We start from the raw sequence: 26968 nt of genomic DNA, 5'->3' as shown, positions 1-26968 counted from the left end.
AATAAATAATAAAATGGAATAAATGAATGATTCAATTTCGCACTTTTAAAACTAGCTTAGTCTTATTTACCGCGCTCATTACAACAGCCTGTGTCTCAACATCAAATCAAACATCTCCTAATAATTGGAATAAAACTGTAAAAAGAGTATCCAATGGCGTTGTCTCGATACAAATGGATGTGCCCGTTAGCTTTGATGGAAAATGGAATAGTAGCAGCACAGCAACGGGTTTTGTGGTTGATAAGGCTAAAGGTCTTATATTGACTAACCGCCATGTGGTTACGCCAGGTCCAGTGACAGCTAAGGCTATTTTTATCAATAATGAAGAAGTTGAATTAACCCCTGTTTATATAGATCCTGTGCATGATTTTGGCTTTTACCAATACAAACCTGAACAACTTAAACATATTCAACCACATGAATTTAGCTTAAACCCTAACAGCGCTCATGTCGGCCAAGAAATCAGAATTATAGGCAACGACGCAGGGCAAAAAGTAGCCATTTTGGATGGTACTATCTCAAGATTAGACAGAGACGCCCCCAATTATGGCCTAGGCAGATATAACGACTTTAATACCTTTTACATTCAAGCGGCAACCGCTTCAACCGGTGGGTCGTCAGGTTCACCTGTGATTAATATAAAAGGCGAAGCAGTTGCTTTAAATGCTGGTAGCCAATCTAAATCAGCCAATGCCTTTTATTTACCTTTATACCAAGTGCAAAGAGCACTAGAAAAATTACAACAAGGCCAAGCTATCAGCCGAGGGACAATTCAAACCACCTTTGAATTGTCTGCGTTTAGCGAGTTAAAACGACTAGGCTTATCCAGTGAGCAAGAAACCCAGTACCGACAAATAGATACAGCAGCTAAAGGCCTACTGGTGATAAAATCAATAATTCCAGCCAGCTCAGCGGCAAACAATTTAGCGGTTGGCGATATTTTATTAAAAATAAACGACCAAGCCATTCTCAACTTTATCCAACTTGAATCTTTCTTCAACGATAATATTGGCCAATCGATCAGCATGACAGTGCAAAGACAAAGCGAGTTAGTAACAGTCGATGTTAAAGTAGACGATCTTGAGCAGCTGTTACCTAAATCTTATTTAAAGATGTCGAATAACATTTTTCACGACTTATCATATCAACAAGCAAGACACTTTAATTTACCTGTCGCTGGGGTTTATTTAGCCCAAAATGCCGGCGATTTTAAACAAGCAGGCATACCTAGCTATAGTTTAATCACCGAGCTTAACGACATAAAAATCAATAACCTAGAACAATTTAAAACGGAAATAAACAAAATAGCAGATGGCGAAAAAGTCCACTTACGCTACACCAGTTTACAAAACCCAACCGTTTCTAATTATGCTCTGGTCGAAATTAATCGGAACTGGTTTGAATATAGCTATTGCAAACAAAATATCGAGCTAGGTTATTGGCCGTGTGCTAATTTAACCGCAGTAACCAATAGCAAAAAAAGCATTAAAGAGAAGCTAGTTACAAATTCAAAAGCGCAACAGAACACAGATTTACTGACCCAAATTCAGTCATCCTTAGTGCAAGTTAAATTCTCTAGCCCATACTCAATTCAAGGACGCCGCAATAATGTCGGAAGATATGGAACAGGTTTAGTGGTCGATGCGAAAAAAGGCTGGGTGATAGTGGATAAATCTGTAGTATTTAGCCACTTAGGCGATGCAAAAATCATTTTTAATAACCAAGTAGAACTAGACGCTAAGATTGAATATTTACACCCAATTCATAACCTAGCGCTTATTTCTTATCAGCCAGAACAAATCGAAAATGCACGTATAACCCCAGCAAAAATCAGTAAAAAGACTCTAAAACGTGACGATCCTGTTATTCAAGTTGGTTTAAATTATGATGGCGAATTAGAGTACCGCAGTACTCAAGTGGATCTGGTTCAACAAATGCTTTTACGCGAATTTAGAGTCCCTCAACATATTCAACAAAACTTAGAGGTAGTTCACCTAGTTAACCCAAACAATGTGATAGACGGCGTTTTATTAAATCAACAAGGCGAAGTCGCTGCGCTTTGGTCTACTTTTGAAGAAAGCGGTCAAAACGGCTCAGATCTTGTAGAGCTTTCAGCCGGTATTTTGGCAGAATTCATCCATGAAATAATCGACTTAGCTCAACATAGCAAACCCGTTTATTCACTGGAACTAAGCCTAAATCAAATCCCACCTATATATGCAGTTAAGCGTGGTTTACCAAAAGATTGGCTGAGTAAAATTTTAGCGAGTAATCCAGAATCGCAAAAGCTGCTAGCTATCTATAACATTGCAGCAGACACACCTAGCAGCGAGTTATTAAAACGTGGCGATATTTTACTCGCGATTGATGGCAACCCCGTTTCCAGCTTCAGACAAGTTGAAAAACTAACTCAAAAACAGGAAGTAGAGGTGACTTATTTTAGAGCCGGCAAAGTCGACACTAAGCAGATCAAAACCACAGCCCTTAATGGTGTCGATATTGAACAGGTTTTATATTGGTCCGGCATGTATTTACATACGCCACACAGAGCCGCGCAACTTCAAGCGCATGTTGGTACTAAAGGCTTGTACATAGCCAGTTACAACTATGGTTCACCTGCCACCCGCTACAGCATTTATGCGATGAGACGAATTATAGAAATTGATGGTAAAACCATTGATAATACAGAAGATTTTATTCAAGCAGTGAAACACAAGCAGCATCAAGATTCAGTATTAATCAAAACTATCGACTTTAGCAATAACATTGCAGTGCAAACACTAAAACTCGACAATCACTACTGGCCGTTTACCGAAGTTAAATTTGAAAATAACGATTGGAAAATGATTCAACATAATTAAAACGAAATAACGGCATTTAAACTAACTTTAAATGCCGCCTATTCAGCCCTAATTAACAAGGATAGTTAAATGACAAACCCAAGAAAATTTCCTCATTTAAAAGCAGCCAGTAAATCCATTGGCGTTTTATTAATTGCATTAGTCATCATTACTGGTTTTTCTTTAAGCTGGAAATACCAAGCAATGTTTAGCGACAACGCACCTAACAGAGGGGCCGAAATTTTATCCGAAAGCCAATTTGGCGACGGTTTTACTCTAGTTTACCCAAGTGAAAACTTTAGCGATTGGGATTCACAAAACACTGCTACAGGGCAGAAATGGCAAGGCTGGTCAACCGAGCAAAGCATGTGGTACTACAATGCAACCCAAGGCTCTGCCCTACTTCCGTATGACTTTTTTATTCATATAGAACAAGCAAGTAGCGAACAACTATTCCGCGCTAACGCCAATATGGACAAGTATCGTTACATTCCTCAGCAAGCAAGTAAATTAAATCCAGATGCGCTGCCTTTGGGCATGGTAAAAGACACATATCAAGATAAAACTTATTTAGGCTTCACCTGCGCCGCCTGTCACACCAACCAAATTGTATATAACAAAACTGCGATCCGAGTTGATGGTGCACCTGCTATGGCCAATATGGATCAATTCATGATAGAGCTAGAAGCTGCGCTCACCACAACCCTGAATCAACCGAGTAAAAAAGCGCGCTTTATCGAGCGTATTTTGTTAGCAAACCAAGAAAAAAGCATACTAGAAACCAGCCAGTACGACACCTCAGAACAAGTAGAAGAAGATCTTAAAAAATACGCAACTCAAGTCAGCTTATACAATTTTGTTAACCGCAGCGCGACTCAATACGGCTATGCTAGATTAGATGCCTTTGGCCGTATATTTAACAGAGTATTACAGCATACACTCAACAAAAAACACCTAACCAAAGCCATTAATAACGCCCTGCCCGAGCAAGATGCAGAGCAAGTTTTAGCGAAACTCGACAACGGCATAGTCAACTCAAATGAAATCACCCATTTGCTAGAAACCTTTGTGGCTGATTTAAACTTAAATGCTCCAACAACCGACAGCGAATCACAAAAACAACAATTAGCGAGTTTGAACCAACTGAGACAATTAAAAGACGAACTGTTTAACCCAGCAAATGCGCCTGTCTCATACCCCTTTTTATGGGATATAGCGCAACACGACTATGTACAATGGAATGGTATTGCTGCTAACGCAGGTGTCGGTGCGGTTGGGCGTAACACAGGCGAAGTCATGGGCGTTTTCGCAATTCTAGATTGGAAAGAGCGCCAAGGCTGGAATTTTTCTACGCTTTTGGGCAACCAAGTAAAAAACGAAAACGGAGCCTATACTGATTTTACTTCGTCTGTCGACGTAAATAATTTAAGACTGATAGAGTCCCAATTAAAATCGCTGCAATCCCCTATTTGGCCTGAAGCTGTATTGCCTAAAATAGACAAAACAAAAGCTAAACTCGGTAAAAAACTCTTCGTTCAACATTGCCAAAGTTGCCATTTAGGAATTGAAAGAGATAACCCAAATCGCAAAGTAGTCGCGCAAATGAGTCAGTTAAGTGAAATACAAACGGATAGCCAAATGGCCAAAAATAGCACAAGTTATACCGGCTACTCTGGCATAGTCGAAGGCATTTACTTACCCACAGAAGTTGGCAATATTTTATTAGAAGAAAAAACAGCAGTTGCCAGCATACTAACCAGTGCAACTAAAAACGTAGTCGCAACACCAGATCCAGATAAAGGGCTAGTCAATAAATGGTTAGACTGGGTATACAACCTAGGTGCAACATTTTTTGATAACGACATCAAAGAAAGCATTAAGCGCGGTAACTACCAAGCAGATACAACTGCCGATCCTTTTGCATCTCTTAATGCATACAAAGCAAGACCGCTTAATGGCATTTGGGCAACAGCGCCTTATTTACACAATGGCTCGGTGCCCAGTTTATACCAATTACTGCTACCAAAATGCAGCCCAGCTAAATTTCAGCAAGAAACATGTCGACCTGAACAGTTTATTGTCGGTAGCCGAAAATTTGATCCAGTCAAAGTCGGCTTTGTTAGCCAAGGTTATGAAGGCTTTGTATTTGATACAAGTAAAGTCGCCAACAGCAACGCTGGACACGAGTACGGCACACAAGATATTACACTCAGTGATGGTAATATTTTACCTGCACTAACAGATGATGAGAGATGGTTACTCGTAGAGTATATGAAGAGTCTTTAACCTAAGGCGAGTTTATCTGTATATTATTTTTGAACTGGGATAAACCAAGAAAAGCAAAAGTGATATGGCAATTAACCATATCACTTTTAAATGATTAGCTACGAGTAACAACAGACTCGAATAAATCAAAATAAGTCGGGAAAGTTTTACGCGTACATTTTGGATCGTTAATAATCATAGGGTTTTTACCCATAGCCGCTAACGAAAAACACATAGCAATACGGTGATCATCATAAGTATCAATCGCAGCTGTTGTAATTTCAGCTGGCGGCACAATAACAATGTAATCTTCACCTTCTTCAACTGTCGCACCTACTTTACGTAGCTCAGTTGCCATCGCATATAAGCGATCCGTTTCTTTTACGCGCCAGTTATAAATATTACGAATCGCAGTTGTGCCTTCAGCAAACAAAGCCGCTGTGGCAATTGTCATTGCCGCATCTGGGATGTGATTTAAATCAACATCAACCGCTTTAAGCTGACCTGTGCCAGTTACTGTAATAGACTCATCAGCCCACTCAACCTTTGCACCCATCATTTCAAGTACTTCAGCAAATCTTGCATCGCCTTGCACGCTCTTATTACCGACGCCATTTACTTTAATTGTACCGCCTTTAATTGCAGCAGCTGCTAAAAAGTATGAAGCAGAAGACGCATCGCCTTCCACTAAAATACGGCCCGGAGCTTGATAAGTTTGGTTACCTTTAACACGGAAAGTTTGGAAATTATCATTTTCCACCTCAATGCCAAATTGCTGCATTAAATGCAAAGTAATTTCGATATAAGGCTTAGAAACTAATTCATCAATAACCACAATTTCCATATCACCCGTTGCTAATGGCGCAGCCATCAATAACGCAGTTAAAAATTGACTCGAAATACTACCTTGAATCTCAACTCGGCCACCCGTTAAGCCTTTAGCATTAATTTTAAGTGGTGGGAAACCTTCGTCTTTCAAATACTGAATATCAGCACCAACTTGATTTAGTGCATCGACTAAATGCCCGATTGGACGTTCAAACATTCTTGGCTCACCAGTTAAAGTGAACTCACCATTACCAAGACATAAAGCAGCAGCAAGTGGACGCATAGCCGTACCTGCATTACCTAAGAATAACTCTGCCGCACCATCAAAATTTAACGCACCCGCAACGCCTGTTACAGTACATTCTGATTTATCTTCAGATAATTTATAATCCACACCCAAAATTTTAAGTGCATTTAACATATGACGAATATCATCACTGTCTAATAAATTGGTAATGTGCGTTTCGCCTTGGGCTAACGCCGCTAATAATAAAATACGGTTGGATAAACTTTTTGAACCTGGAATGGTCACCTCGCCACTAACGTGGGAGATTGGCTGAATGGTTAAACTTTCCATTATCTCGCTCTATGCTAAATTCGTGATGAAAAAATATGGGTCGATTATACCCAAAAGATTCACAATTGCGAGTTACTAACCCCATAGATATCTAGCATATTGCTGCAATATTAAGCGATCGAACCATAAACGAATAATAAGCCTTGATAAATTAAGTACATTATGGATAATGCACTCGTCCACATTATGGTGACCTTATTGGTTCCCTCGCAATGATAGTTTGTGAACTTGGTCAGGCCCGGAAGGGAGCAGCCACAGCAGATGACTCATGTGCCGAGGTGTAGCTGGTAAGGTTACCACCCAAATTTTTTAATATTTTGTTGATACAACCATAAGCTGACAAATCACAACCATAACTTGAAAAAGCCTATTTTTTGAACAATTCTTACGTAAGTTTATTACATTTTGGTTAAAATGCAAATGTACGAACGTGTTATACAAAAATCGACTTGTAAGAATATCAATAAATTTTCAAGCCAAAAATGCAACCGGATTATGCGAGTTGAATCCTGTCTGGAATATGACGCATGCTTTCATTTCGAATTTGCTAGCCAGATAACTGCATTTAAAGAACAGCCTCTGGGTTTCAAATACGAGTTAAATGGCAAATCCCATAGTTATACCCCTGACTTTATAGTTAGAATACGTACTGGAGAAGAAATCTTTTATGAAGTAAAACCATACGGTTTAACTATCTCTGATGAATTTCGACTAAAATTCCAGGCAATGCAGGCCGCATCACTCACTTTAGGGAAAAAATTAGAACTAATAACTGATAAACAAATTAGGCAAGCGCCTCTCCTCAATAATTTAAAATTACTTCACAGATACCAAAGAATTCACAACTATCTAAGTCAATTTCAAAAGCAGCTATTAAAACTCATAACAGCTGCTGAAAAGTTCAAATTATCTGATCTTATTGAAAAAACAAACACTTCTTTTTCAGAGATCATCCCTTCAATTGCAGACCTATTGGCAAAAGATATCTTGCAATCAAACCTGTTAAAACCTTTAGCATTGGATAGTGAGCTCGTTTACAATGGCCAGCTCATTTGATTCTTTTTTCACTGGAAGTAATAACCCCTCATCGGATGAAGAGAAGATACAAGAAGCTACGGTAGAAATTTCAAAGCTTGGCAATGATATAGAGTTTACTGACATCACCGCATTTTCGGAGGAAGCACAGCAAATTGCAATTTACAGACACTCTTGGTTAAAAGAATTATATCATCTCAATATCCATACTTTCTCGCAAAAATCACTAGATGCTCCTCTATCAAAAATCCATTTAAGTTTGGGAGGTGAAAAGCCAAACTGGCGTACCATAGCTAGATGGCACGACGCTTTTCAAAAGTCGGGGCGAAAAATAGTTGCGCTTATACCTCGTAAAAAAACAGGTAACAGCTCTGCTAAAGTGCCTGAGTTAACAGAAGAATTCATTCAAAAGGCTCTAAAGAGGCTGCTGTGCGCTGAACGTCCTTCGATAGCAAGCGGACATAGGTATCTAGAAGAGGTAATTTTTCTGTATAATAAAAATACAGGGGCTAAACTGTTAACCCCCTCTTATGAAACGCTAAGAAAACGATTTAATGCTGTTTCTCCATATGACAAGATGGCCGCAATAAAAGGAAAAAGAAAAGCCGATCAAGAATTTCAAAAAGTCGGCATGATAATCAAGAGTACAAGAGTACTCGAACATGTTGAGATCGACCATACACCTTTAGACCTATTTATTATTGATGATGAATATATGCTTCCAATAGGTAGACCCTATTTGACTGCGTTATATGATAACTGCACAAAATCGATAATTGGGTATTACATTGGCTTTGAACCCCCTAGCTTAGTATCTGTTGCCTACGCGTTAAAAAATGCAATCCTCCCTAAAACCTGGCTAAAAAAAACTTATCCTCAAATCAAAAATGAGTGGCTGTGCTCTGGCATCCCTGAACAAATAGTGGTGGACAATGCTACTGAATTCTGGAGCCCTATTTTTGATAACATATGTTTTGAATTAAATATAGATATAAAACATCACGGAAAATCGAAACCTTGGCGTAAGCCTAATATTGAACGATATTTTGGCACTCTAAATCGTGAGATATTTACAGAGATACCAGGTAAGTCATTTTCAAATATTTTTGAACGTGAAGACTATAACTCTCAAAATTTTTCAGTTTTAACATTGTCTGCTTTGAAAGAAATCGTTGCTACATGGGTTGTGGATGTTTATCTAAATTCACCCAATAGCAGGAATACCAATATACCATCTGTTTCTTGGAGAAAGGCAGTCACTAAATTTCCGCCTATGGAGTTTGAAGGCTCCGAGCAAGAGTTAGACTTCCATCTCGGCCACATCAAATCAGGTCGATTACGTAAAGAAGGTATTACATTCAATTACTTGCGATACCATAGTGATGAATTAGCACTAATGAGAGCTACTCACGGAGATCATTCTGTACAGATAAAATATAACCCCGAGGATCTTAGTTTCATCTATGTTTTAGACCAATCAAAAGAAATATATATTATAGTGCCCGCTGTCGATACTGAATACACAAATGGTTTATCTTTATGGTCTCATAAACTACATGTCAAATATTTACGTAAGCACGTAAAAGAGAATTTCGATATCAATGACTTGATTGAAGCCCGTATTAAAATACGAAGCATAATTGAGGAATCTATCTCCAGTAAAAAAACAAAAATAACAGGTAAAAAGCGCGCCAGCAGGTATATTGAAAAAGATAATAATGTGGCACTAGTCAAAAACTCAGAGAAAGCTGCAACCCCAACAGAATCTGATGATGACTGGAGTTTTGATGATAATTGGACCTCGGTAATAGAAGATGGTTAACCTAACTTCTAACAGCCAATCAATGCAACCTAATAACATTGCAGTGAATTTAAAATCCATCTTTGTACTGACTCCCAAGCTCAAAGAAATACTAGAACTAATGGATGATTGCTGTCAGGACAGTAAGGTAACAAACGACCCATTGTGTATGTTAGTTACAGGCGATACTGGTGCAGGTAAAACGACTTTAATTGAGCATTATATTAAACAAATACCTCCTGTTGAAACTATCAACTCATCGAAAATCCCTCTTCTTTCAACGACTTTACCAGAAAACGCGACGCCAGTGTCAGCCGCTCAACAATTACTATACGATCTTGGAGACCCTTTTTACTCTAAAACTAACAATATTATCGAATTAACAGCGAAACTTTGTATACTGATTAAAAACTGTGGCGTTGAAATGATTATAATTGACGAATTTCAGCATATGATTGAATTTAAATCTAAAAAAGTATTATTTCGCGTCGCGGATTGGTTAAAGATGCTAATAATAAGAGTGAAAATCCCAATCATTTTATTCGGGTTACCATATTCAGAGCTTATCCTCCAAGCCAATAAACAATTGTCGGGTAGATTTTTATTACGCCAATGTTTGGAGCCGTTCAGAATCAAATCGAAAAAGAATCGTGAATATTATTTAAGCTTTATTAACGCAATTGATAAAGCGCTTCCCTTCGATAAAATATCCAGCTTAGCAAGTGACCCAAATATTGCAAAAGCGATTTATGTTGCATCGAAAGGAAATTTGCGTCAAATAATGCTATTGATTAATTATGCAGTTAAAAAATCACTTAAAGCAAATGAACATCAACTCAGTATAAAATCACTACAATATGCAGCTGAACTGCTGAAATTAGGAAAAGAAAACCCATTTTCTCTTTCACACATTGATTTAAACGACATAATTGAACCCGATCAAAATGCTGGTTGGGAAACAATTCTTGACCAAAGAAAAGTTAACTCTAAGGATAAAAAAATTACCATAGATGATCTTTTTTAATTCTAGGTTCGAGTTTAATAAAATCTGTCCGACAAATAACTTTTGAATAAATTGGAAGATAGCTCTGCTTTGTGCCAATAGCGGTCTATCAACTTTGATTATAGCTAAGGCTCAAATGGTCGAAAGCAGACTCTCGCACTGACTCATTTTTGGACAGAAACAATTTAGAGCCGAAGGACGGCTCTATGCCAAAAGCAGACCTTAAGATTTATTGCAGCAACTGCTTCCTTCTTGAATAGGTGGGCATTTAACGGTCCCGTAAGAGCAATAAACGCAACAATCACCTTTTAATGGCTTGAGTAACGCTTTGCACCCTTCACATTCGTAATACCACTGGCAGGCATTTGTTGGCATGGCCTCGACCTTACTATATCCGCATTCGGGACAAGTAATCTTAGATTCGAATTCTATATATTGCATACGGGTTCCTTAACTGGCTTAATGATATCCAACACTGACATAAATGCCATCCATGTGATCCCAAAGTAAAATAAGTAAGTGCTCCAGTCGTATTGCCACAACGGAAAAAGAGTCAGCAATACTGCAATTGGCCCAATAACACTTAATATGCCTCTTACCACTTGCTTATGTTGATACCAGTTATACGAGTTGATAAATAAAGCGAGCGCAGCAAATAATGGTAATAAGGTATTAACCGCTATTCCTTCAAAATGAGACAGGAAACCAAGCCCTAGAGCTGATGCTAGTGAACCGAGTGCTGGAAAACATGCTGTGCAGCTAAGTGCGGCTAGCCAAATGCCACCTGAGCCTACTTTATCTAGAATTTTATTAATCATAATTACCTCTACTTTTGAGGTAGTTTAAACTCTGTACATAGGTACGGAGTCAACAGCTAATTGAGCGAATTTATTATTGGACAGGAATTAGGGTCTTGGTTGGCTTTACAAGAGTTTGTCATATCTTGAATCACATGTTCTAGCCGCTGCAAGTCAGCAATTTTATCTCGTATTAATTTAAGTTTTTGTAAACCCATTGATTCTACATCAGCACAGTTTCCACTCATCGACATAAGCGAAGCGACTTCATCAAGTGTAAAGCCTAAAGCTTTAGCTTTTAATATGAATTTAAGTTGGCTGACATGGGTGTTGTCATACATGCGGTAACCACTATCAGGTTTTGGTGGCTGTTCGATTAGCCCTTTACGTTCATAGAATCGGACTGTTTCTACGTTTATGTCTAGTTCTTTAGCCAGCTTTCCTATGGTTTTCATAAGCAGATTCTCTTATTCAATTAGCATCATTTTACCATTATTAGGCAAAAGCTGAACTTCCGTTAATCGCTCTTTTGAGGCATTTGCCAAAACGAGTTACTCAAAAACTCATATTGCATTTTGGTATACGACTATTCAAACAAGTCCTAAAGCAGAGTTCGGCTTACACAATGGTATACGTTGGATTATTGCCGACTTTCCAAGAAATCACGTTTCTTCTCAGACTCAATATACTTTAATTTATACTCTATGCGTTTTTCGATATTTGAACGATGTTCTAATAAATCAACAGAATTTAACAAAGGTAATAGCGTGATAAGGTAATTCTTTTCTTTTTCCAATGTGGGGACTAGGCTTCCTGACCAGCTTCTGCTCGTTGGCTCATACTCAAGCTTTTTAAAGTCATCAATTTTTTTATTGTGTTGTAGGAAGATACCTAACAACTCACGCCTAAAGCTCTGTCCCATAAAATTTGCTGCTTTGAATATAAAACAAATATAACCAATATCGTCAATGTTATTTCGAACTGTATGTTTTATAAAATCCTGCTTTTTGACCATTAATTCGTCAGGCTCGGCTCTTCCTTTTTCCTTTGAAAATAATTTAGTAAATATATTACTCCCAAAGCTGTAAGAGTCTTGCTCTTTGATGTATACATATTTACCATATCGCTCCACTGCATCTAAGTAATTATCTCTTTCCCATAAAAAAGTTAACTCAGGCATGCTTGTGTGCTTATCAGGGTAGCGTTCATTTTCATAAATATAGTCAACTATTTTATTCATGAAACTTGGATCTTCTTCGGTAAGTAAAGCCAAAGCTTCACCATTATAGTCACAATATCTCTCATTTTTGAATGCTGCTAAATACGCAGAAAACACAAGTTGGGGATCTGATTTAAAAACTTCAAACCATTTGCCAAATAACTCGCAATCTTTATTAAATAACTGGCGTAATGAGAAGGCGTAATTGTTGTCTACGTTTGATTTTTCAACTAACAAACGTACAACTTTTAAATAAATTTCTTTATCTATAGATTGGTACTTAGATAAATAATCAAGCCAAGTTGGAAGTTCATTGCTAGGTGTATCGTTTAGATGAATTAGTAGCGAATGCGTTTCATCTTCATTAATGTCATCTTGTGGTAACATTGAAAAATAAAATGAACGCCAATATTTCTTCCAACGGTATGACTTGCAGTTTATTAATTCCCATACTTCAGAACTGCTTAACGTTTTGAATAGGTTAAATATTAATGAGCCAGGGTGTATATTGAATGTATCGTCGTAGTCAATATATGTAGATACAATCTCATTGATTTGGTCATGATGGTTTTCGGCTATTGCTTTTAAACTCATTTCAATGCCAACGTTGAGTGAATAATCCCGTTCCCTGCCAGAAAGTGAGTTCTGTAAGGAAACGCACTGACTCATAAATTCAATAAATTTTTCAACTGTTATATCTGAAAAGTAATCAACAAAACATTGGTGTCGATACTGTTTATATTCTTCGTAACCCATATCTAGCTTACGCATTTCATGCCTGTCTTGTAGAAGCAAATTCGACAACTCAATGGTTGAATTATTGAACTCAGACTGCCATTTGGAAGGGTACTTAATCTCAAGAGCATCTAAATGCTCACAAACGTCTTGCATGATCAGGCAATGTGACGTGTTTTTGGGGTCTAAATTGGAAATAAAGAACTCAGTAATAAATGGCAAGTCTGCTTCTGCCATTTCCTTCCCTTCAAACCTTAGTCGACTTATTAATTCTTGAAAAATATCCTGAATTAATTGTTCATAGTCGGGTAAACACATCAGTATTGCTAAGTTTTTAAATATCTTCTGCCTAATTGGAGTTAGATATTCGTCGGGGGCCAGTCTATATGTAATCATAGTTATTGTGTCACCGCGTCCCCACTTATGTTCGGTGTGCTCTACCTGTAAAAAAGACTTGGCTAACACAATAAATATCCTTGAAAATAGATGATTAGCACCATTTTCAATTCGTTCAACTAACGTATCAACAACATGAGCCTGAACATAGTACCCATAGAGCATATCATCAGGCTTAAAGTTATATCTATCTGTAAGTGTTTTGATTACAAAACCAAGAGATTCTTTGCTTTTTGAAAGGTATTGCAATAGCAAATCAAAAGACATTTTAAACTCATCAACACCATAATTCCTGAAACTGCTTAGTAAGGACACTACAGAGTATTCGTTTTCATCTGTTTTAGCCTCTTCAAAGGCTTCATCTTCCCAAGACTCAACAACTATTGGCATCTCAGATATCAGTGTATTGGCAAAAATTAAGGTCTCTGTCGGGAGGGCAAACCAAAATGAATTTAAAAACTCAATTGAACTTTTTAAATCACCAGAGTTTGATATTTCTTTAAATATCCCTTCGATTTCCGATCTAATTTCAGTGACTATTTTCTTGTGATCAAAAGCGCTAATAACAGGGTTTAAGGCATCAACTATGGTTCTGTTAAAACCTGGATAAAAATGATGGACTATCAACGAAAATGATATGACTTTTCTCTCGAATACAGCTAAGTAAAAAAAGTAGGTAGATAGCACTTGGTCTGAAATTTTAACTACTTCATATTCATACAAGTCTACTAGTTCTTTTTTATGAAGAATTTCTACATACCCCCAAAATTCTTCTGGTGAAATTCCAAATGAATTTTGCAGCCACTCCATATGCGACTCATTTAACTTGTCTATCTTTCTAAAGAATGAAATTGCACAAGCAGCAGTCATTAGTTTGTCATCTTCAACTACTTCTCTGATGTTTTCATTTTGACTAAAATAATCGTCGTATAGTGATGCAACATTCTGTATAGATTGAATTTGATTCGTCTCAACAGCAACTTTAGCAGCCATCATTGCCAATCTAGAGTTCCCACCTGATATTTCTTGAATTCTTTGTTGATACTCGCTGTTTTTAATGTCGAATAACTCAACTACTAATTCTTTGATTTGTTCATCTGTCAAAGGTTGAATTGTTTGTTCTTGAACCTCGGTGAATTTACTGGCTTGGGTAATTACTGAGTGACGAGCGTAATCTCTAACTGTTGCAACAATACGAAATGTTCTGTTTTCATCATTCTCGTTTAAATAATGCAATATGTAGTCAAGCCGGCTATCCAAACGGTTAGCATCATCGACAAATATTAAGTAGTCACCGGGTTCACTAAAATGTGCAGTAATATCTCTTATTAAATCGGCACCTTTGTCAAATAAGCAATACACTTTTAAAGCTGGGTTATTTTTTTGCATTGCCGATGCAAGATTGACAGAAAATAGTGTTTTACCAACTCCTGCTGCCCCTGAAACGAGTAGTAATCTCCAATGACGTAACTGTTCTAAACCTTTGTCAATAGCATCACTTTGGAACAGTATCTTATTGTCTATAGGCGTTGTGAGATTGTTTTTTCCATACCTAGTGACGAAGTCATTTATGGAAAGCAGTTGCCCTGTATCAAGCGCTAATCCTAAATATTGTTCTGATAAAACGGGGTAGCAATTTTGGATGCTTAAAGATATTGAATCGAGCCCATTTAAGCAAACTCTTACGTGTCTTTTCTGACATAAACTTTTTAAATGGTTGATTTCTTTGGTTGTTAAATTTCCTAAATAGCAAATTATAATTTCGCTTATTTGCTCACTTTTAATACCTGTTTTTTGTTCGTCGAAACACTTGTTAATGTCATCTTCAAGCTTTGCAGCAAGGCGATTTTGTTGGACTGTGTATTCTGAAAAAACGTAATACCCATCAGGCTGAATAAATAAACAGTCAGGAGTACCTTTAGTTACTCTATCTGTTGTATTCATCATCCCTATAGAGTTGATGTTTTCATAACCTTTACGATGCAGCCAGTCGTCACATAATCTTTGAAAAACACCTCCTTCCAACTCAAGTAACTTGCTTCTTATTTGATTTGCTATAGTCACTAGATATCCTTACACATAGGTTTTTATATTTTATTGCTTCAATAATGCATTTTTTCGACAAGAATGGGAATTAAATCGCATGTAGTTCAAGGAACAAATTTAGTTAGGTATTTGTTTAAAGTAATTAGCGACCATCGTTTGGATAATTTTTAATACTGGTTCTAAAACACTTTTGTCCAAACCCTAATCAGCAATACATCCGCTATCCTCATAGTGACTTTAAACAGGAGGTTACTATGAAACCAGAACTAAACCACAATGCTACAGGCGTGAAACGTCCTTTCAAACTTGAAGAGATTTGGCGTATCCGCACTCGAATTGAAATTCAAAACAACTTGATGCAATTAGCCTTACTTAATTTGGCTATAGATTGCAAACTAAGATCATGTGATTTACTGTATTTAAAAGTTCGAGATGTCGCTACTCACGATCAAGTATTTGAAAGGGTTCAATTAACGCAGAAAAAAACAGGAATGGAAGTTCAATTTGAAATAACACCGCGAACGCAACAGAGTATAAGCCGTTGGACTCAAGGAGTCGCATTACAATCTAGCGATTATTTATTTCCGAGTTTGCGCCGAGCCAATCAACCAATAAGCTATTCATATTATAGGTCTATCATTAGATGCTGGGCAGATGCAGTTGGGTCTCGATTCTGGCCTATACGGAACTCATTCAATGAGAAGAACGAAAGCGACTTTGGTTTATGCTCGAACCAAAAATATTAGAGCCATCCAGTTGTTACTTGGCCATACAAAAATTGATAACACAATAAGATACCTCGGAATTGAAATTGAAGATGCAATTAAGATATCCAGAGAAATAGATTGTTGACTTAACATAGGCAGCAAACTCAAGCTACCTTTGCCCCAAGATCATTCGGCATTCAATTCCTGAATACGTTCCTAAGTCAGTTCTTGACCTACTTTTCCTAATGGCAGACTATGAGTCTAGTTGAGCATTCAAGACTATACAGACATGTTCTGCAATTTGTGAGTGCTAGGATTATAAAGATAGTCATAGCAGTATGTTACTGCTATGGTGTATATATTTGATAAAAATATCATATAGATAATGTCTTCTAAAAAGACACTGTTATATTTTTAATTGGAGTTCAGATGTTATCAAAGATAAAAACAATTGATGAACTATATTCAAAAGGAATCATAAAAAATCAGCTTGAATATTTTAAGATCAATAACTTTAGGCAGTTTGGTGAAAATTCAAATGTAAGTTTTGATCATCCGTTAGCTATTTTGGTCGGAAAAAATGGTTCTGGAAAATCGACCTTACTTAAGCTGATCATGTCTATGGCTAAAGAGCGAACTCCAAATGACTACTTTTTTGAGACTGAGTGGGATAAATTTAAAGGTCAAGGATCGTCAGAGTTTGGCTATAAGCTAGATGGTGTTTCATATAAAGAAATTAATACGCAACACTTTAGTTGGGTTCCTTTTAAATCGGATGAAGTTGTTTCTACAAATAAAGAAATAAAAAATTATTTATCAAACAACACTAATGTTAAAACATTCACTAAAATTGTGTATATACAATTCAAATCTCTAATCGGCTCATTTGAAAAGAACACATTTTTTGATAACCAAACATCAAAGTTGGATCTAAAATCAAAAGTAGAGTATGCAAAAAAGGTTACTAAGAAAGTTCAACAATCAATTAGCACCAAGAATAATAATGGTAAAAAAGCTAAACTGAAAGAAATAAGTAGAGAAAATGTTAATGTTATAAATGAGATTTTAGGTAAAAACTATGGTGAAATAAAAATAATTGAGCATCGGTTTTTTAGTGGGACTTGGGGAACAAGTATAATATTCAATTCAGGTGAGGTATATTCTGAAGCAAACTCTGGCAGTGGTGAGTTTATAGTTGCAAATATTGTAAATAAGTTATCATCTATTCAATCTGGAACTATTTTATTACTAGATGAACCTGAGTTGTCTTTACATGTAGGTGCTCAAAAAAGATTGCTGTCTTATTTCCTTGATTTAATAATTAAGAAAAAAATTCAAATTATCATCTCTACACATTCTCAGGCATTTATAGAACATATACCGAGTGTATGTGTTAAAAATTTTGTTACTGACCAAGCTGGTAAAACGTTTATTGAGCAAGGTGCGACATATCTTAATGCTTTAGAGAACTTAGAAATAGATTTTGAACGTGTGAACGTTATTGTTGAAGATGATCTGGCAAAGAAAATTTTAGAGAGAGTAGCACAAAATGAAAAAATAAATAATCAGTTGGATATTGATTTTTTCTCTGGAGGTGCATCTAGCATTAAAACGTCTTTAATTACAGCATTTTCTAAAGTTGGTGATGCTAATAGATTTATTGTTTTTGATGGAGATATGTTTAAATCTTCAGTCGTAAACTTGTCATCAGTTCCAGAAAAAGAAAAAAATGAATCATATCTTGAAGGCCAGATAAAATTAATAACAGATATAAATATTGATAAATTTCCTTTCCATGTAGATGGTAGTAAAAAAGTTTCAAATACAAAACAAAAATTAGAATTTTATAAAAAGTATATTAATTACTATAAATCAAATGTTCTATTTTTACCCAGAAAAATTCCAGAAGATATTATTTATGATCGTTCTTACGTTTTAAGTGCTTTTTCGTTTGTAGACGTAAGTAAGGTTGATGAAATCAATAATAGTAAAGATAAATTCAAAGAATTATCTGAGCAAACCTCTATCCCTGTTGGTTCGTTGTATGACTTGTTTATTGGGTACTTTCTTTCACAAAGGACTCAGTGCTCAGATTATTTAGAAATAGTTTCTTTGTTACATGACATATTGTCTAAAAGTAAAGGTGTAAAATAAAAATATAACAAACAAACAATCAAGGAATCAACATACTTTTCCTAACCTGGCAGAAACGCTTTAGAGCATCAGTCCTAACTCGTTTTTGTCCAGAAATGATTTAGAGCGACTGCCCGCACCTCGCTCAAAGCAGAAATATAGGCTTTGTGCCACAGTGAACTTAATTTGTCAGCGGCAAACTTAATGCAATTCAGTGGTGACCGTAAATGTCATTTGGTGGCTGTGTTGAATGATAATGACTGGCAAATTTAATGTGATTTTCCATCCATGTTATTTTCCAAGGTAGAAAGGTGGATATAAATATTCAGTTAACTTATGGGTACCATTTTAGTGAATGAAAGGAGTACAAAAATTAAGCCTCAAATCCCCTTTGCTTGATATCAAACTTAGTGGGGAACTTTTATTTCCAATAATGCGAAAACTCTTTCTGAAATTCAGTGGGCAGTTCGCTGGGAGATTGAAATATTCTAACAGAGCAGTCTTTAAAACTTATACCAGGAACTAGCTCTGTTACCATCAACCATTTTAGTGAGCTATCGAATTCTGCGTTCTTAAAGTCTAATTGAGAACCATTTTTTCTGTGAGCGTTTTTTTTGTTTGCTTAATGAGAGTTGATTTCTTAAGGATAACCACAATGACAGACAAAGTTCATTTCTTTTACTATCTCGTATCGTTCTTGTGAGTTTTTGTTTATTTAGTTTTATACAGCGCCTTTTCATCGTATATTTCCTATTAATCAGGTTTTAAACTACGTAAGTCTCAATCCACTTAGCCCTAGCTCTATTGTTTCTTGCTTAAACCGACCAAATATATTGACCATTTTTTCATAAGAAGTTGTTAAATAGTGATCATCAGCAACAACACTATTTTCACCGAAATCTATATTGCTAAATTCACTCTCAAAGCCATTAACCCTAAGTTTAACATTCGGCTTTAAAGGCTCCCTCTTGTCGAAACCGACGTCTGTTTTTTCACTTCTCTCTAAGCCGGCCTTAACTTCAGCTTTCATCTTGTCAAACTTCACCACATCAGCCTCAAATGGAACATCTTGCTTAACACGATAAGCATATTCCAATAGCTTAGGCTCCGCAGGCATATACAGAATAGCTTCTTGGTTCTTTGAGCCTGTTACTCTGAGTATTCGCCCCAAAATCTGCCTAAAGTGCATCTCAGTCTTTATGTTCGTTAGGTGGCAACAAACCTGTAATCTAGGAATATTAGTTCCTTCACTGATCATACCAACTGAAATAATCCATTTCGCTTGGCTATGCCTAAAGCGCTGAATAATACCTGTAGGCTCACTTTCTCGATATGTCACTACGACACTATCCTCGTTAAAACGTGTTTTCATCAACGAAGATATCTGACTTGCATGCTCAACAGATGAGGCAACAATTAACCCTGCAGCATCAGGGTTAACTCGGCTAATTTTAGAAAGTTTCTTATGCGCAGAAGATATTACGTACTTAATAACAGCTTCATCCTCGATAATTTCTTGATAAGGAATTACCGATTGTGAAAGTAAACACTTAAAACTAGTAAATGTTTTGGTTTCCTTGTCATTCACCACTGAAATATTGTTATTATCTATCGCAACAATCTGTGGTACACGGCAAACATCATCTGTAATAGCCTCAGAAAGCCCATAAACGTAATCGCAGGATATTTTATTGATGGGGTGACTATAATTAGAAAGAACAATAGGGGCGGCATCTGAGCGCCAAGGAGTACCTGTTAACGCTAAAGTGTATTTAGCCTTGTCTTGAATATTCAGTATTATCTGTTCACCCCACATATTGGCATTATCAACATTTGATCCCGCACAATGGTGAATCTCATCAAATATCACAAATACACGGTACCGTGTAAATAAACGCCAAAAGTCGCCATTAAGAAACTGAAGGTTTTGATAAGTTAACGTCCTTCCCTTAGCACCTATCAACCCATCAAAGCGCTCTTGCGTTTTTAGCTGTAAGCTTTCACTAAAGTCTTGAGAAACAATGGAAGAAGGTGAAAAGCAAATAACTAAATCAACCAAGTCCTTTCTTAACAGCTGATTAGCTAACTCCGAAGCCATTAACGTTTTACCTGCGCCTGGTGTAGCTAAAGTTAAAAAGTGGCTATGTCCACCCAAATACTGCTTTAACGCTAACTCGATACATTCAGATTGCCATTGTCGTAATTTCATATGTTCTCAGGTAATTTATCTTGGTTAAGTAAGCCCTCAATGGCCCTGATCTTCCCTAGTAGCTTAGTATTGTTATCTCTAGCCTTATTGTACTTAGGCTGTATTTCATCAACCAATTCAGGTAATTCTGAATATAAATCTTTATACGCCTCAGATTCCCCAATATTAAGTAGCAATTCCGCTTTATAATGATTTAACTTAGCAAGTAACTTATCTTGTTTATTAACCTCGGTACTTGCTGGTTCTGCGATTTCCGTAGCCAATAACGATATTTCTTTACCATTAAAAAGCTCAGTTTTATGAAACCGCGTATTACCTTTTTTATTAGAAGCCAATTTATTCAACCAACCTTTTTTCACAAGCTTCAATAGCTCTGCATAGATAAAGCGCCTAACATTTGTTGCATCAAGAGATAGGTCATTTTTCAAAACAAAATATGCTGATCGGACATCACTCGTTGTGAAGTGGTCAAAGTTGGTAGTGGAAATAATTTGAGCGACAAAAGGATCTAATTTCAAAGTAATACTCACTAACATTAAATTATAAAATGGGTATTATAGGGCGTGGTTCCTTAACCCTCAATATGAAAATCTAATCATTTTACCCCAAGGAAAATTCTGGTGAGTAATTTGGTTAAAGAGTTTGGTGAATTATTACGGCTAAAGCGCAAAGAAGCGGGCTATTCTCAAGAGAACTTTGCTGCCTATGTAGGCATTGAAAGAGGCAACTACGGCAAGATGGAACGAGGTTTAGTAAACATAAAACTAGAAACCTTATACAAACTAGCAAACGCCTTAGATTGCGAGTTTTCAGACATCATGCCTTCAAGGTTCAAGCATAAAATTATCTTAGATTAACTTAAACGTATTTAAATACACTTATTTGTACATTAGTGATAGTTTAAATAAAACAAATACAATAATTAAGGTATATTAACCTTAATTATTAGTTAAATAGCAACACACTATTGTAACGGTCAACTAAAATATGTTGACGGTTTTAGTGAAAGGCTAGGCGCTTCTGCTCTTGGCCTTTTTTATGCCCTTGATTCGGCGTTTTTAACCCTAAACTAGAGTACGGTCTCATTTCATTATATATAAATACAGACTCTTGAACGAGCTCTTTTAATTCACTTAAAGAGTTGCACTTATACAATAAGAACTCCTGTTTTAATATACCATTGGCCCGTTCTGCTAATGCATTTTGAGAACAGCCCGTGTAGGGAGCGATTTTTTTGCTCGAATCTCAGGGCACTATATTGGTCGTCTATTTCACTTTAACGTTCAATTCTTTGTTAAATATCTGGAAACACAAAAATATAATGCTCAGATTCATGGAAGATGAATCTGAGCATTAAAAAAGTGATTTCTAAGGAACTCCTATTTAAGATAACGCTCCTTAATAGATAGACACATAAGCCCAGTTGCTTCTTAAAAGAACTTACTTATTGTATCGGCTAGATTGAGGAGGAACTTTGTGACAACTCCACGGCTTATGCTCAGCGTTGTCCTTTACGTTTTGATCAACAAATTTGTAATAGCCTTCTTTGGTGTGTGTCCACCAATCATCATGAACATCAGCACCATGCTTGCGAATAACCTCCTCAATACCATCAAGGTTGATATTTACGGCATCATAAGCAAGATGTATTTCACCTTCTTTGATGTTGTAACTGACTTCATCTATACCAAAAAGCTGATCTATTTCTTTTACTAACTCGTCACAGCTTTCTTCTGTGACATTGCTAAGCTTTAGATTTCGAACAACTAAATTTTGCTCTCTAACGCCAACTCTATGATCTAAATCGCTCATAATTTTTCTCCTAATGTTTGTGTGAATGCTGTTGATTGCTATCTTTCATTTCTTCCATTTTCCGGTTCATCTGCGGCATCATGTTTTCCATCATTTCCAGATGATGTTCAGCCATCTGGATTTGTTGATGCATTGGCATTCCTTCCATGTTTTTGTGCATGGATTGCATCATCTTCATCATTGAGCGATGATGTTCAACCATCATCTGCTTTTGCTTTTCAGGATTATTTTCAGTTTTAATGGCATGAATTTCTTTTTTCATTTCCATCATTTTTTTATGCATTTTTCCCATGCTCTCATGCGACATTGCCATGCCTTGATGCATATCAGGTTTTTCCACGCCTTCATGTTTATGCTCATTGTTTTGGGCAAATAAACTTGTGGCCACCAATAGTGAGCTAACAAATAAAATTGATTTACCTAACGTTTTCATGATTTTTACCTTCTATGTTCTTATTAAAATTTGGAATCCAACTTGGTGTCGATTCCATATACCTGTTGTACTCAGAGCCAAATTCAGTAATCGCTTGTGCTTCTTCGCGTTTCGCTAGCTTGACGTAAACAACGACCAAGATTGGAAACATCACCAGTGTTGGGATGGTCGGCCACTGCAATAAAAAGCCGAACATGATTAGAATGAAAGCTACATACTGTGGGTGGCGACACCTTGCATACCATCCAGTTGTAGCCAATTGATGATGTTTTTGCGCGTGATGTAATACATTCCATGCTGAAGACAACATAAAGAAACCTGCAACAATAAACACCATACTCGCTATATGAAATGGGTCCCAATGGGCATCACCTTCAAAACCAAAGAAAGTATGCAATAAGTGCCCATTTTCATGCGCAAAGAAGTTTACTTCGGGATAGGTCTCCGTCAGCCATCCCGATAGAAAATAGATAGTTAAAGGAAAGCCATACATTTCAGTAAATAGGGCTACAATAAAGGCGGAAAACGCTCCAAGGCTTCGCCAATCAGTAGAAGTTTTTGGTTTGACAAAACTAAATGCAAAAAAGATAAAAATTGCTGAGTTCAGTATCACCATTGACCATAAACCGTAATCATATGTCTCATTCATCACTGTTCTCCTTTTTATGTGATTCCTTGCGTCCTTCCTCTAAACCTTGTATGTAGCCATCGCGATAGGCTGCATTTTTATCCGTGAGTTCTTGAAAGCTTTCTTCCTTTTTCTCATCAGGACCATGTGAATGATCGTGACCATGTTTGCCATGACTGCCATGCATAAATACGTGCATCAAAGGACATAACAGCAAAATCAAATAGGGAAGAAATTGCAGAACATGTTGTCCATGTTCAAAGATTAAAAAATAGGTGGCGGCGGCAATAAGTACCAATGCAGCCCAACCTGTGGGTGTTGACCAAAATTTAGGGTGTTGATTTTTCATGTTAGCCTCCTAAACGACCTTTAACACACCGCGATACATTTGCATCTGACAATGAAACTCATACTCTCCCGGTGACAAGTTCAATAAGGTAATTTGAGTAATTTCATTCAATTTAAGCTGTTCGCTTATATCCAATGAAGGAATAAGCATTGTTTCAGCGCAGGGTGATTGATCTTTACGCATAAACTTCAAGGTGACAGGTTGGCTAGCAGACACTTGAATTGAAGATGGGGAATACACGCCATCTTTCACCTCAATTAGCACTTCACTGTTTTGCACAATTGTTTTGTTAGGTTTGTATAGCCAAAACCACCAAACAATCAGCGCGATTAACATTAAGCCTAATAAGTTAATTATCATCATTGTGATTCTCCTTAATGCTTACTTTCTATGAATTTTGGGCTTTAAAAAATCGAAGTCGATTTGCATTTGACACCACAGTCAATGACGAAAACGCCATTGCAGCACCAGCAATTACAGGGCTAAGCAGAATGCCAAAGAAGGGATATAGAATCCCCGCAGCAAAAGGAATCCCGGCTACGTTATAGACAAACGCGCCAAACAAGTTTTGTTTGATATTTCGTAAAGTAGCTTTGCTTACCGCTATGGCATCAGCAAGGCCATGAAGTGAACCACGCATTAGGGTAATGTCAGCACTTTCAATCGCTACGTCTGTCCCTGTGCCTATTGCGAAACCAACATCAGCTAACGCTAGTGCCGGAGCATCGTTGATGCCATCACCTGTCATACCAACGATTTCGCCACTGCCTTGTAGCTCTTTCACCTTGTTAGCTTTATCTTCAGGTAGTACTTCAGCAAGAAACTCACTAATACCCGCTTTTTTGGCAACAGCGGCAGCGGTTTCCTTGTTATCCCCGGTTAGCATGATGACGCGTATACCATTTCCCTGAAGACGTTTAATAGCGGAGATTGAGTCAGACTTGATTGGATCTGCAACAGCAATAATTGCGGCCAGCTCACCATCAACTGCAAAATACATAGGCGTTTTGGCTTCTTTTGCTAAAGACTGCGCTTGTTCAACAAAGCCAGTAAGGTCAATGCCTTTAATTTTCATTAGTTTATCGTTTCCGAAAAGCAGGGCTTTATTGTTGCAGTTTGCTTCTACACCAAAACCCGTAATGGCGTTAAACGATTCAATTTTTAGTAACTCAATATCCTTATCTAACGCGCTTTCAACAATCGCTTGCGCTAAAGGGTGCTCTGAGCAGCTTTCTAAACTTGCTGCAAGCTGTAGAACGTCTTTTTCATCAGTGGCTTTTGCTAAAATAATATCGGTTACCTTAGGTGCCCCTTCAGTAATAGTGCCCGTTTTATCTAAAATCATGGCAGTGATTTTAGAGGCGGTTTGCAGTGCTTCACCGTTTCGAATAAGCACTCCGGCCTCTGCTGCTTTTCCTACTCCGACCATGACAGACATGGGAGTTGCCAAGCCCAAAGCACATGGGCAGGCAATAATGAGTACGGTAGTTGCTGATACGATGGCAAAAGCAATGGCTGGCTCAGGTCCAAAGTTAAGCCATGCAAGCGCACTTAACACAGAGATGATCATGACGACAGGCACGAAAAAAGCTGAAATAACATCGGCCAAGCGGCCAATCGGCGGTTTTGAATTTTGTGCTCGTTTCACCATATTGATAATTTGCGCAAGCGCCGTATCTTTACCAACGCGTGTGGCTCTGAATAAAATCATGCCTGATTTGTTCAAAGTACCAGCGACAACCTCATCTTCTTCGGCTTTTTCAACAGGCATAGGTTCGCCTGTCAGCATGGACTCATCAATAGAAGTGTGCCCTTCCAATACCACACCATCGACGGGAATTTTTTCACCCGGTTTTACCTTCACAATATCGTTAAGTAAAACCTGTTCAATACCAATCTGAACTTCTTTGTTGTCACGAACCACGGTTGCTGTTTTGGCTTGCAAGCCGATAAGACGTTTAATGGCCTCAGAGGTTTTACCTCTGGCTTTTATTTCTAATGCTAGACCTAAATCAATTAAGCCAATGATCATGGCGGTAGCTTCAAAATAAACATGCCGTGCCATCAATGGAACGGCGTCAGGTGCAAACACGACAACCATCGAATACACCCAAGCTGTACCTGTTCCTAAAGCTATTAGAGTGTCCATATTAGCGGAGTGGTTTTTAAAGCTTTTCCAAGCACCAACGTAAAAATGCTTACCTGAAAAATACATAACACCAAAAGTTAAAATGCCTACAACCAGCCAAGACATACGTTCAAGGTTGGTTTCAACCGTCATTTCTCCAACCACAATGCTGTAGATCATCAAAGGAACGCCGAGTGAAAGGGCAATAAACGTATCGCGCATTAGCTTTTTGTAATATGCCCAATCCGCCGCCTCTTTCTCGTCAAGCGCATCTGTTGCTGAGCTATCATCAATTGGCTTCGCGTTATACCCCACAGACTCAACAGCTTTGATCAATTCTTCTGTCTTAGCTGTCCCAGAAACTGTTACAGTCCTATCAGCAAAATTCATTTCCGCACTGACGACTCCAAGAGTTGCCTTTAACGCCCCTTCAATTTTGCCTACACAGCTAGCACACCCAGCTCCTTCAATGATGAGCTGTTGGTTATGTGATACTTTATCCAACGTATTCTCCTTACTTTTACACGAAGAGGATTGAGATTTTGCCTGACAGCAACAGCCTGATTTGGTTTCTATATTTGTATTAGTAGTCACCATTTTTCCTCCTATGCCTTTTTAATTTTTTCAAAGTTTTCGATGAGATGACAAACCATATTTGCAGTCGGTGCTTTGTCTTCCATTTCTTCCCATTGAGAAAGAGCTGAAGACATTTTTCCTCGAAGTGCCAACATTGCTTGAAACTGTTTTTCTGTTTCTTCAAGCCGCTCTTTGATCAGGCTTCTGACTAATGGGCACGCACTTTTACCATCTTCAGATTCATTAAGAATTTGCTTGATATCAGCAACGGAAAAACCAAGGTTTCTGGCACTCAAAATGAATTTAAGTCTCGATACGTCTTTATTCGAGTACGACTTGTAGCCGTTCACTGACTTAGCAGGTTTTAACAGTCCCAATCGCGTGTAATAACGAACCGTATCAGCAGTCGTCCCAAGGCTTTTTGCCAGCTCTGTAACTTTCATATTTACTC

General features: G+C 37.4%; 21 protein-coding genes, 1 other RNA gene and 2 pseudogenes. 9 read left to right on the top strand and 15 right to left on the bottom strand.

Annotated features, from left to right (window positions below):
- The first annotated feature begins 26 nt into the window (after positions 1 to 26).
- Complete coding sequence (locus tag XM47_RS01290) at positions 27 to 2861, top strand: trypsin-like peptidase domain-containing protein (protein WP_048688497.1); 2835 nt, start codon at positions 27 to 29, stop codon at positions 2859 to 2861.
- Positions 2862 to 2930: 69 nt separating this feature from the next.
- Complete coding sequence (locus XM47_RS01285) at positions 2931 to 5126, top strand: di-heme-cytochrome C peroxidase (RefSeq protein WP_048688496.1); 2196 nt, start codon at positions 2931 to 2933, stop codon at positions 5124 to 5126.
- A 94-nt stretch (positions 5127 to 5220) separates the two neighbouring features.
- On the opposite strand, the gene aroA is transcribed toward XM47_RS01285, so the two are convergent.
- Positions 5221 to 6510 (bottom strand): 3-phosphoshikimate 1-carboxyvinyltransferase, encoded by a 1290-nt coding sequence (gene aroA, locus XM47_RS01280; protein WP_048688493.1) that lies wholly within the window; start codon positions 6508 to 6510, stop codon positions 5221 to 5223.
- A gap of 196 nt (positions 6511 to 6706) precedes the next feature.
- Between aroA and ffs the strand changes: the two genes are divergently transcribed.
- From ffs to XM47_RS01265, 4 genes are all read left to right on the top strand, one after another.
- Positions 6707 to 6803, top strand: an RNA gene (gene ffs / locus XM47_RS18800) — signal recognition particle sRNA small type.
- A 127-nt stretch (positions 6804 to 6930) separates the two neighbouring features.
- Entirely contained in the window at positions 6931 to 7566 is a 636-nt protein-coding gene (locus XM47_RS01275; RefSeq protein ID WP_077066441.1) for a TnsA endonuclease N-terminal domain-containing protein, read from the top strand.
- Positions 7550 to 9367, top strand: coding sequence for a Mu transposase C-terminal domain-containing protein (locus tag XM47_RS01270; protein ID WP_048688487.1), 1818 nt, complete (start codon positions 7550 to 7552; stop codon positions 9365 to 9367). The genes XM47_RS01275 and XM47_RS01270 overlap by 17 nt, the downstream gene beginning before the upstream one ends.
- Before the next feature lie 22 nt (positions 9368 to 9389).
- Positions 9390 to 10370 carry a TniB family NTP-binding protein gene (locus XM47_RS01265; protein WP_077066440.1) on the top strand — a complete coding sequence of 327 codons (981 nt, stop codon included), beginning with the start codon at positions 9390 to 9392 and terminating at the stop codon, positions 10368 to 10370.
- A gap of 201 nt (positions 10371 to 10571) precedes the next feature.
- Here the strand turns inward: XM47_RS01265 and XM47_RS19285 are convergent, their stop codons facing one another.
- The 4 genes from XM47_RS19285 to XM47_RS01250 all read right to left on the bottom strand — a co-directional run bounded on the left by XM47_RS19285 (position 10572) and on the right by XM47_RS01250 (position 15560).
- On the bottom strand, positions 10572 to 10790 hold the full coding sequence (locus tag XM47_RS19285; protein WP_077066428.1) for a GDCCVxC domain-containing (seleno)protein: 219 nt from the start codon (positions 10788 to 10790) through the stop codon (positions 10572 to 10574).
- Positions 10778 to 11167, bottom strand: a complete 390-nt coding sequence (gene merC, locus XM47_RS01260; RefSeq protein WP_048688482.1) for an organomercurial transporter MerC — start codon at positions 11165 to 11167, stop codon at positions 10778 to 10780. Before merC ends, XM47_RS19285 begins: the two co-directional genes overlap by 13 nt.
- 56 nt (positions 11168 to 11223) lie before the next feature.
- Entirely contained in the window at positions 11224 to 11601 is a 378-nt protein-coding gene (locus tag XM47_RS01255; protein ID WP_048688479.1) for a MerR family transcriptional regulator, read from the bottom strand.
- A gap of 185 nt (positions 11602 to 11786) precedes the next feature.
- Entirely contained in the window at positions 11787 to 15560 is a 3774-nt protein-coding gene (locus XM47_RS01250; RefSeq protein ID WP_048688477.1) for a DNA replication protein, read from the bottom strand.
- A 236-nt stretch (positions 15561 to 15796) separates the two neighbouring features.
- On the opposite strand from XM47_RS01250, the pseudogene XM47_RS01245 reads away from it, so the two are divergent.
- Positions 15797 to 16394 (top strand): annotated as a pseudogene (locus XM47_RS01245) (tyrosine-type recombinase/integrase).
- 284 nt (positions 16395 to 16678) lie between these two features.
- Positions 16679 to 18403, top strand: a complete 1725-nt coding sequence (locus XM47_RS01240) for an ATP-dependent nuclease (RefSeq protein ID WP_048688475.1) — start codon at positions 16679 to 16681, stop codon at positions 18401 to 18403.
- 748 nt (positions 18404 to 19151) lie between these two features.
- Here the strand turns inward: XM47_RS01240 and XM47_RS01235 are convergent.
- Positions 19152 to 20591 carry a DEAD/DEAH box helicase gene (locus tag XM47_RS01235; RefSeq protein WP_048688472.1) on the bottom strand — a complete coding sequence of 480 codons (1440 nt, stop codon included), beginning with the start codon at positions 20589 to 20591 and terminating at the stop codon, positions 19152 to 19154.
- Complete coding sequence (locus XM47_RS01230) at positions 20588 to 21109, bottom strand: hypothetical protein (protein ID WP_048689163.1); 522 nt, start codon at positions 21107 to 21109, stop codon at positions 20588 to 20590. Before XM47_RS01230 ends, XM47_RS01235 begins: the two co-directional genes overlap by 4 nt.
- Before the next feature lie 102 nt (positions 21110 to 21211).
- On the opposite strand from XM47_RS01230, the gene XM47_RS01225 reads away from it, so the two are divergent.
- Complete coding sequence (locus XM47_RS01225) at positions 21212 to 21448, top strand: helix-turn-helix domain-containing protein (protein ID WP_048688469.1); 237 nt, start codon at positions 21212 to 21214, stop codon at positions 21446 to 21448.
- Positions 21449 to 21590: 142 nt separating this feature from the next.
- Here XM47_RS01225 and XM47_RS18790 read toward each other — a convergent pair.
- The 8 genes and pseudogenes from XM47_RS18790 to XM47_RS01190 form a co-directional block, all read right to left on the bottom strand.
- A pseudogene (locus XM47_RS18790) lies at positions 21591 to 21803 on the bottom strand (integrase core domain-containing protein); the annotation flags it as partial.
- A 228-nt stretch (positions 21804 to 22031) separates the two neighbouring features.
- Positions 22032 to 22403, bottom strand: a complete 372-nt coding sequence (locus tag XM47_RS01220; RefSeq protein ID WP_048688467.1) for a hypothetical protein — start codon at positions 22401 to 22403, stop codon at positions 22032 to 22034.
- 10 nt (positions 22404 to 22413) lie between these two features.
- Positions 22414 to 22836 carry a hypothetical protein gene (locus XM47_RS01215; RefSeq protein ID WP_048688464.1) on the bottom strand — a complete coding sequence of 141 codons (423 nt, stop codon included), beginning with the start codon at positions 22834 to 22836 and terminating at the stop codon, positions 22414 to 22416.
- Entirely contained in the window at positions 22820 to 23485 is a 666-nt protein-coding gene (locus XM47_RS01210; RefSeq protein ID WP_048688461.1) for a methyltransferase family protein, read from the bottom strand. The genes XM47_RS01215 and XM47_RS01210 overlap by 17 nt, the downstream gene beginning before the upstream one ends.
- Entirely contained in the window at positions 23478 to 23813 is a 336-nt protein-coding gene (locus XM47_RS01205; RefSeq protein ID WP_048688458.1) for a DUF2933 domain-containing protein, read from the bottom strand. The genes XM47_RS01210 and XM47_RS01205 overlap by 8 nt, the downstream gene beginning before the upstream one ends.
- Before the next feature lie 9 nt (positions 23814 to 23822).
- Positions 23823 to 24176: a cupredoxin domain-containing protein gene (locus XM47_RS01200; RefSeq protein WP_048688456.1), complete on the bottom strand. Its 354-nt coding sequence runs from the start codon at positions 24174 to 24176 to the stop codon at positions 23823 to 23825.
- A 25-nt stretch (positions 24177 to 24201) separates the two neighbouring features.
- Entirely contained in the window at positions 24202 to 26445 is a 2244-nt protein-coding gene (locus tag XM47_RS01195) for a heavy metal translocating P-type ATPase (RefSeq protein WP_048688454.1), read from the bottom strand.
- Between the two features lie 101 nt (positions 26446 to 26546).
- Entirely contained in the window at positions 26547 to 26960 is a 414-nt protein-coding gene (locus XM47_RS01190; protein WP_048688453.1) for a MerR family transcriptional regulator, read from the bottom strand.
- Positions 26961 to 26968: the final 8 nt, after the last annotated feature.

The sequence above is a fragment of the Catenovulum maritimum genome (assembly GCF_001050375.1).
Classification (GTDB): Bacteria; Pseudomonadota; Gammaproteobacteria; order Enterobacterales; family Alteromonadaceae; genus Catenovulum; species Catenovulum maritimum.
The sequence above is the reverse complement of the archived record's forward strand: the minus strand, read 5'-3'. Positions and strand labels throughout refer to the sequence as shown.

Bases quoted from the DNA above. Each gene is read 5' to 3' on its own strand.
- XM47_RS01290 (WP_048688497.1), top strand. From the start codon at position 27: ATGATTCAATTTCGCACTTTTAAAACTAGCTTAGTCTTATTTACCGCG.
- XM47_RS01285 (WP_048688496.1), top strand. From the start codon at position 2,931: ATGACAAACCCAAGAAAATTTCCTCATTTAAAAGCAGCCAGTAAATCC.
- aroA (WP_048688493.1), bottom strand. From the start codon at position 6,510: ATGGAAAGTTTAACCATTCAGCCAATCTCCCACGTTAGTGGCGAGGTG.
- XM47_RS01275 (WP_077066441.1), top strand. From the start codon at position 6,931: ATGTACGAACGTGTTATACAAAAATCGACTTGTAAGAATATCAATAAA.
- XM47_RS01270 (WP_048688487.1), top strand. From the start codon at position 7,550: ATGGCCAGCTCATTTGATTCTTTTTTCACTGGAAGTAATAACCCCTCA.
- XM47_RS01265 (WP_077066440.1), top strand. From the start codon at position 9,390: ATGCAACCTAATAACATTGCAGTGAATTTAAAATCCATCTTTGTACTG.
- XM47_RS19285 (WP_077066428.1), bottom strand. From the start codon at position 10,790: ATGCAATATATAGAATTCGAATCTAAGATTACTTGTCCCGAATGCGGA.
- merC (WP_048688482.1), bottom strand. From the start codon at position 11,167: ATGATTAATAAAATTCTAGATAAAGTAGGCTCAGGTGGCATTTGGCTA.
- XM47_RS01255 (WP_048688479.1), bottom strand. From the start codon at position 11,601: ATGAAAACCATAGGAAAGCTGGCTAAAGAACTAGACATAAACGTAGAA.
- XM47_RS01240 (WP_048688475.1), top strand. From the start codon at position 16,679: ATGTTATCAAAGATAAAAACAATTGATGAACTATATTCAAAAGGAATC.
- XM47_RS01235 (WP_048688472.1), bottom strand. From the start codon at position 20,591: ATGAAATTACGACAATGGCAATCTGAATGTATCGAGTTAGCGTTAAAG.
- XM47_RS01220 (WP_048688467.1), bottom strand. From the start codon at position 22,403: ATGAGCGATTTAGATCATAGAGTTGGCGTTAGAGAGCAAAATTTAGTT.
- XM47_RS01215 (WP_048688464.1), bottom strand. From the start codon at position 22,836: ATGAAAACGTTAGGTAAATCAATTTTATTTGTTAGCTCACTATTGGTG.
- XM47_RS01210 (WP_048688461.1), bottom strand. From the start codon at position 23,485: ATGAATGAGACATATGATTACGGTTTATGGTCAATGGTGATACTGAAC.
- XM47_RS01205 (WP_048688458.1), bottom strand. From the start codon at position 23,813: ATGAAAAATCAACACCCTAAATTTTGGTCAACACCCACAGGTTGGGCT.
- XM47_RS01200 (WP_048688456.1), bottom strand. From the start codon at position 24,176: ATGATGATAATTAACTTATTAGGCTTAATGTTAATCGCGCTGATTGTT.
- XM47_RS01190 (WP_048688453.1), bottom strand. From the start codon at position 26,960: ATGAAAGTTACAGAGCTGGCAAAAAGCCTTGGGACGACTGCTGATACG.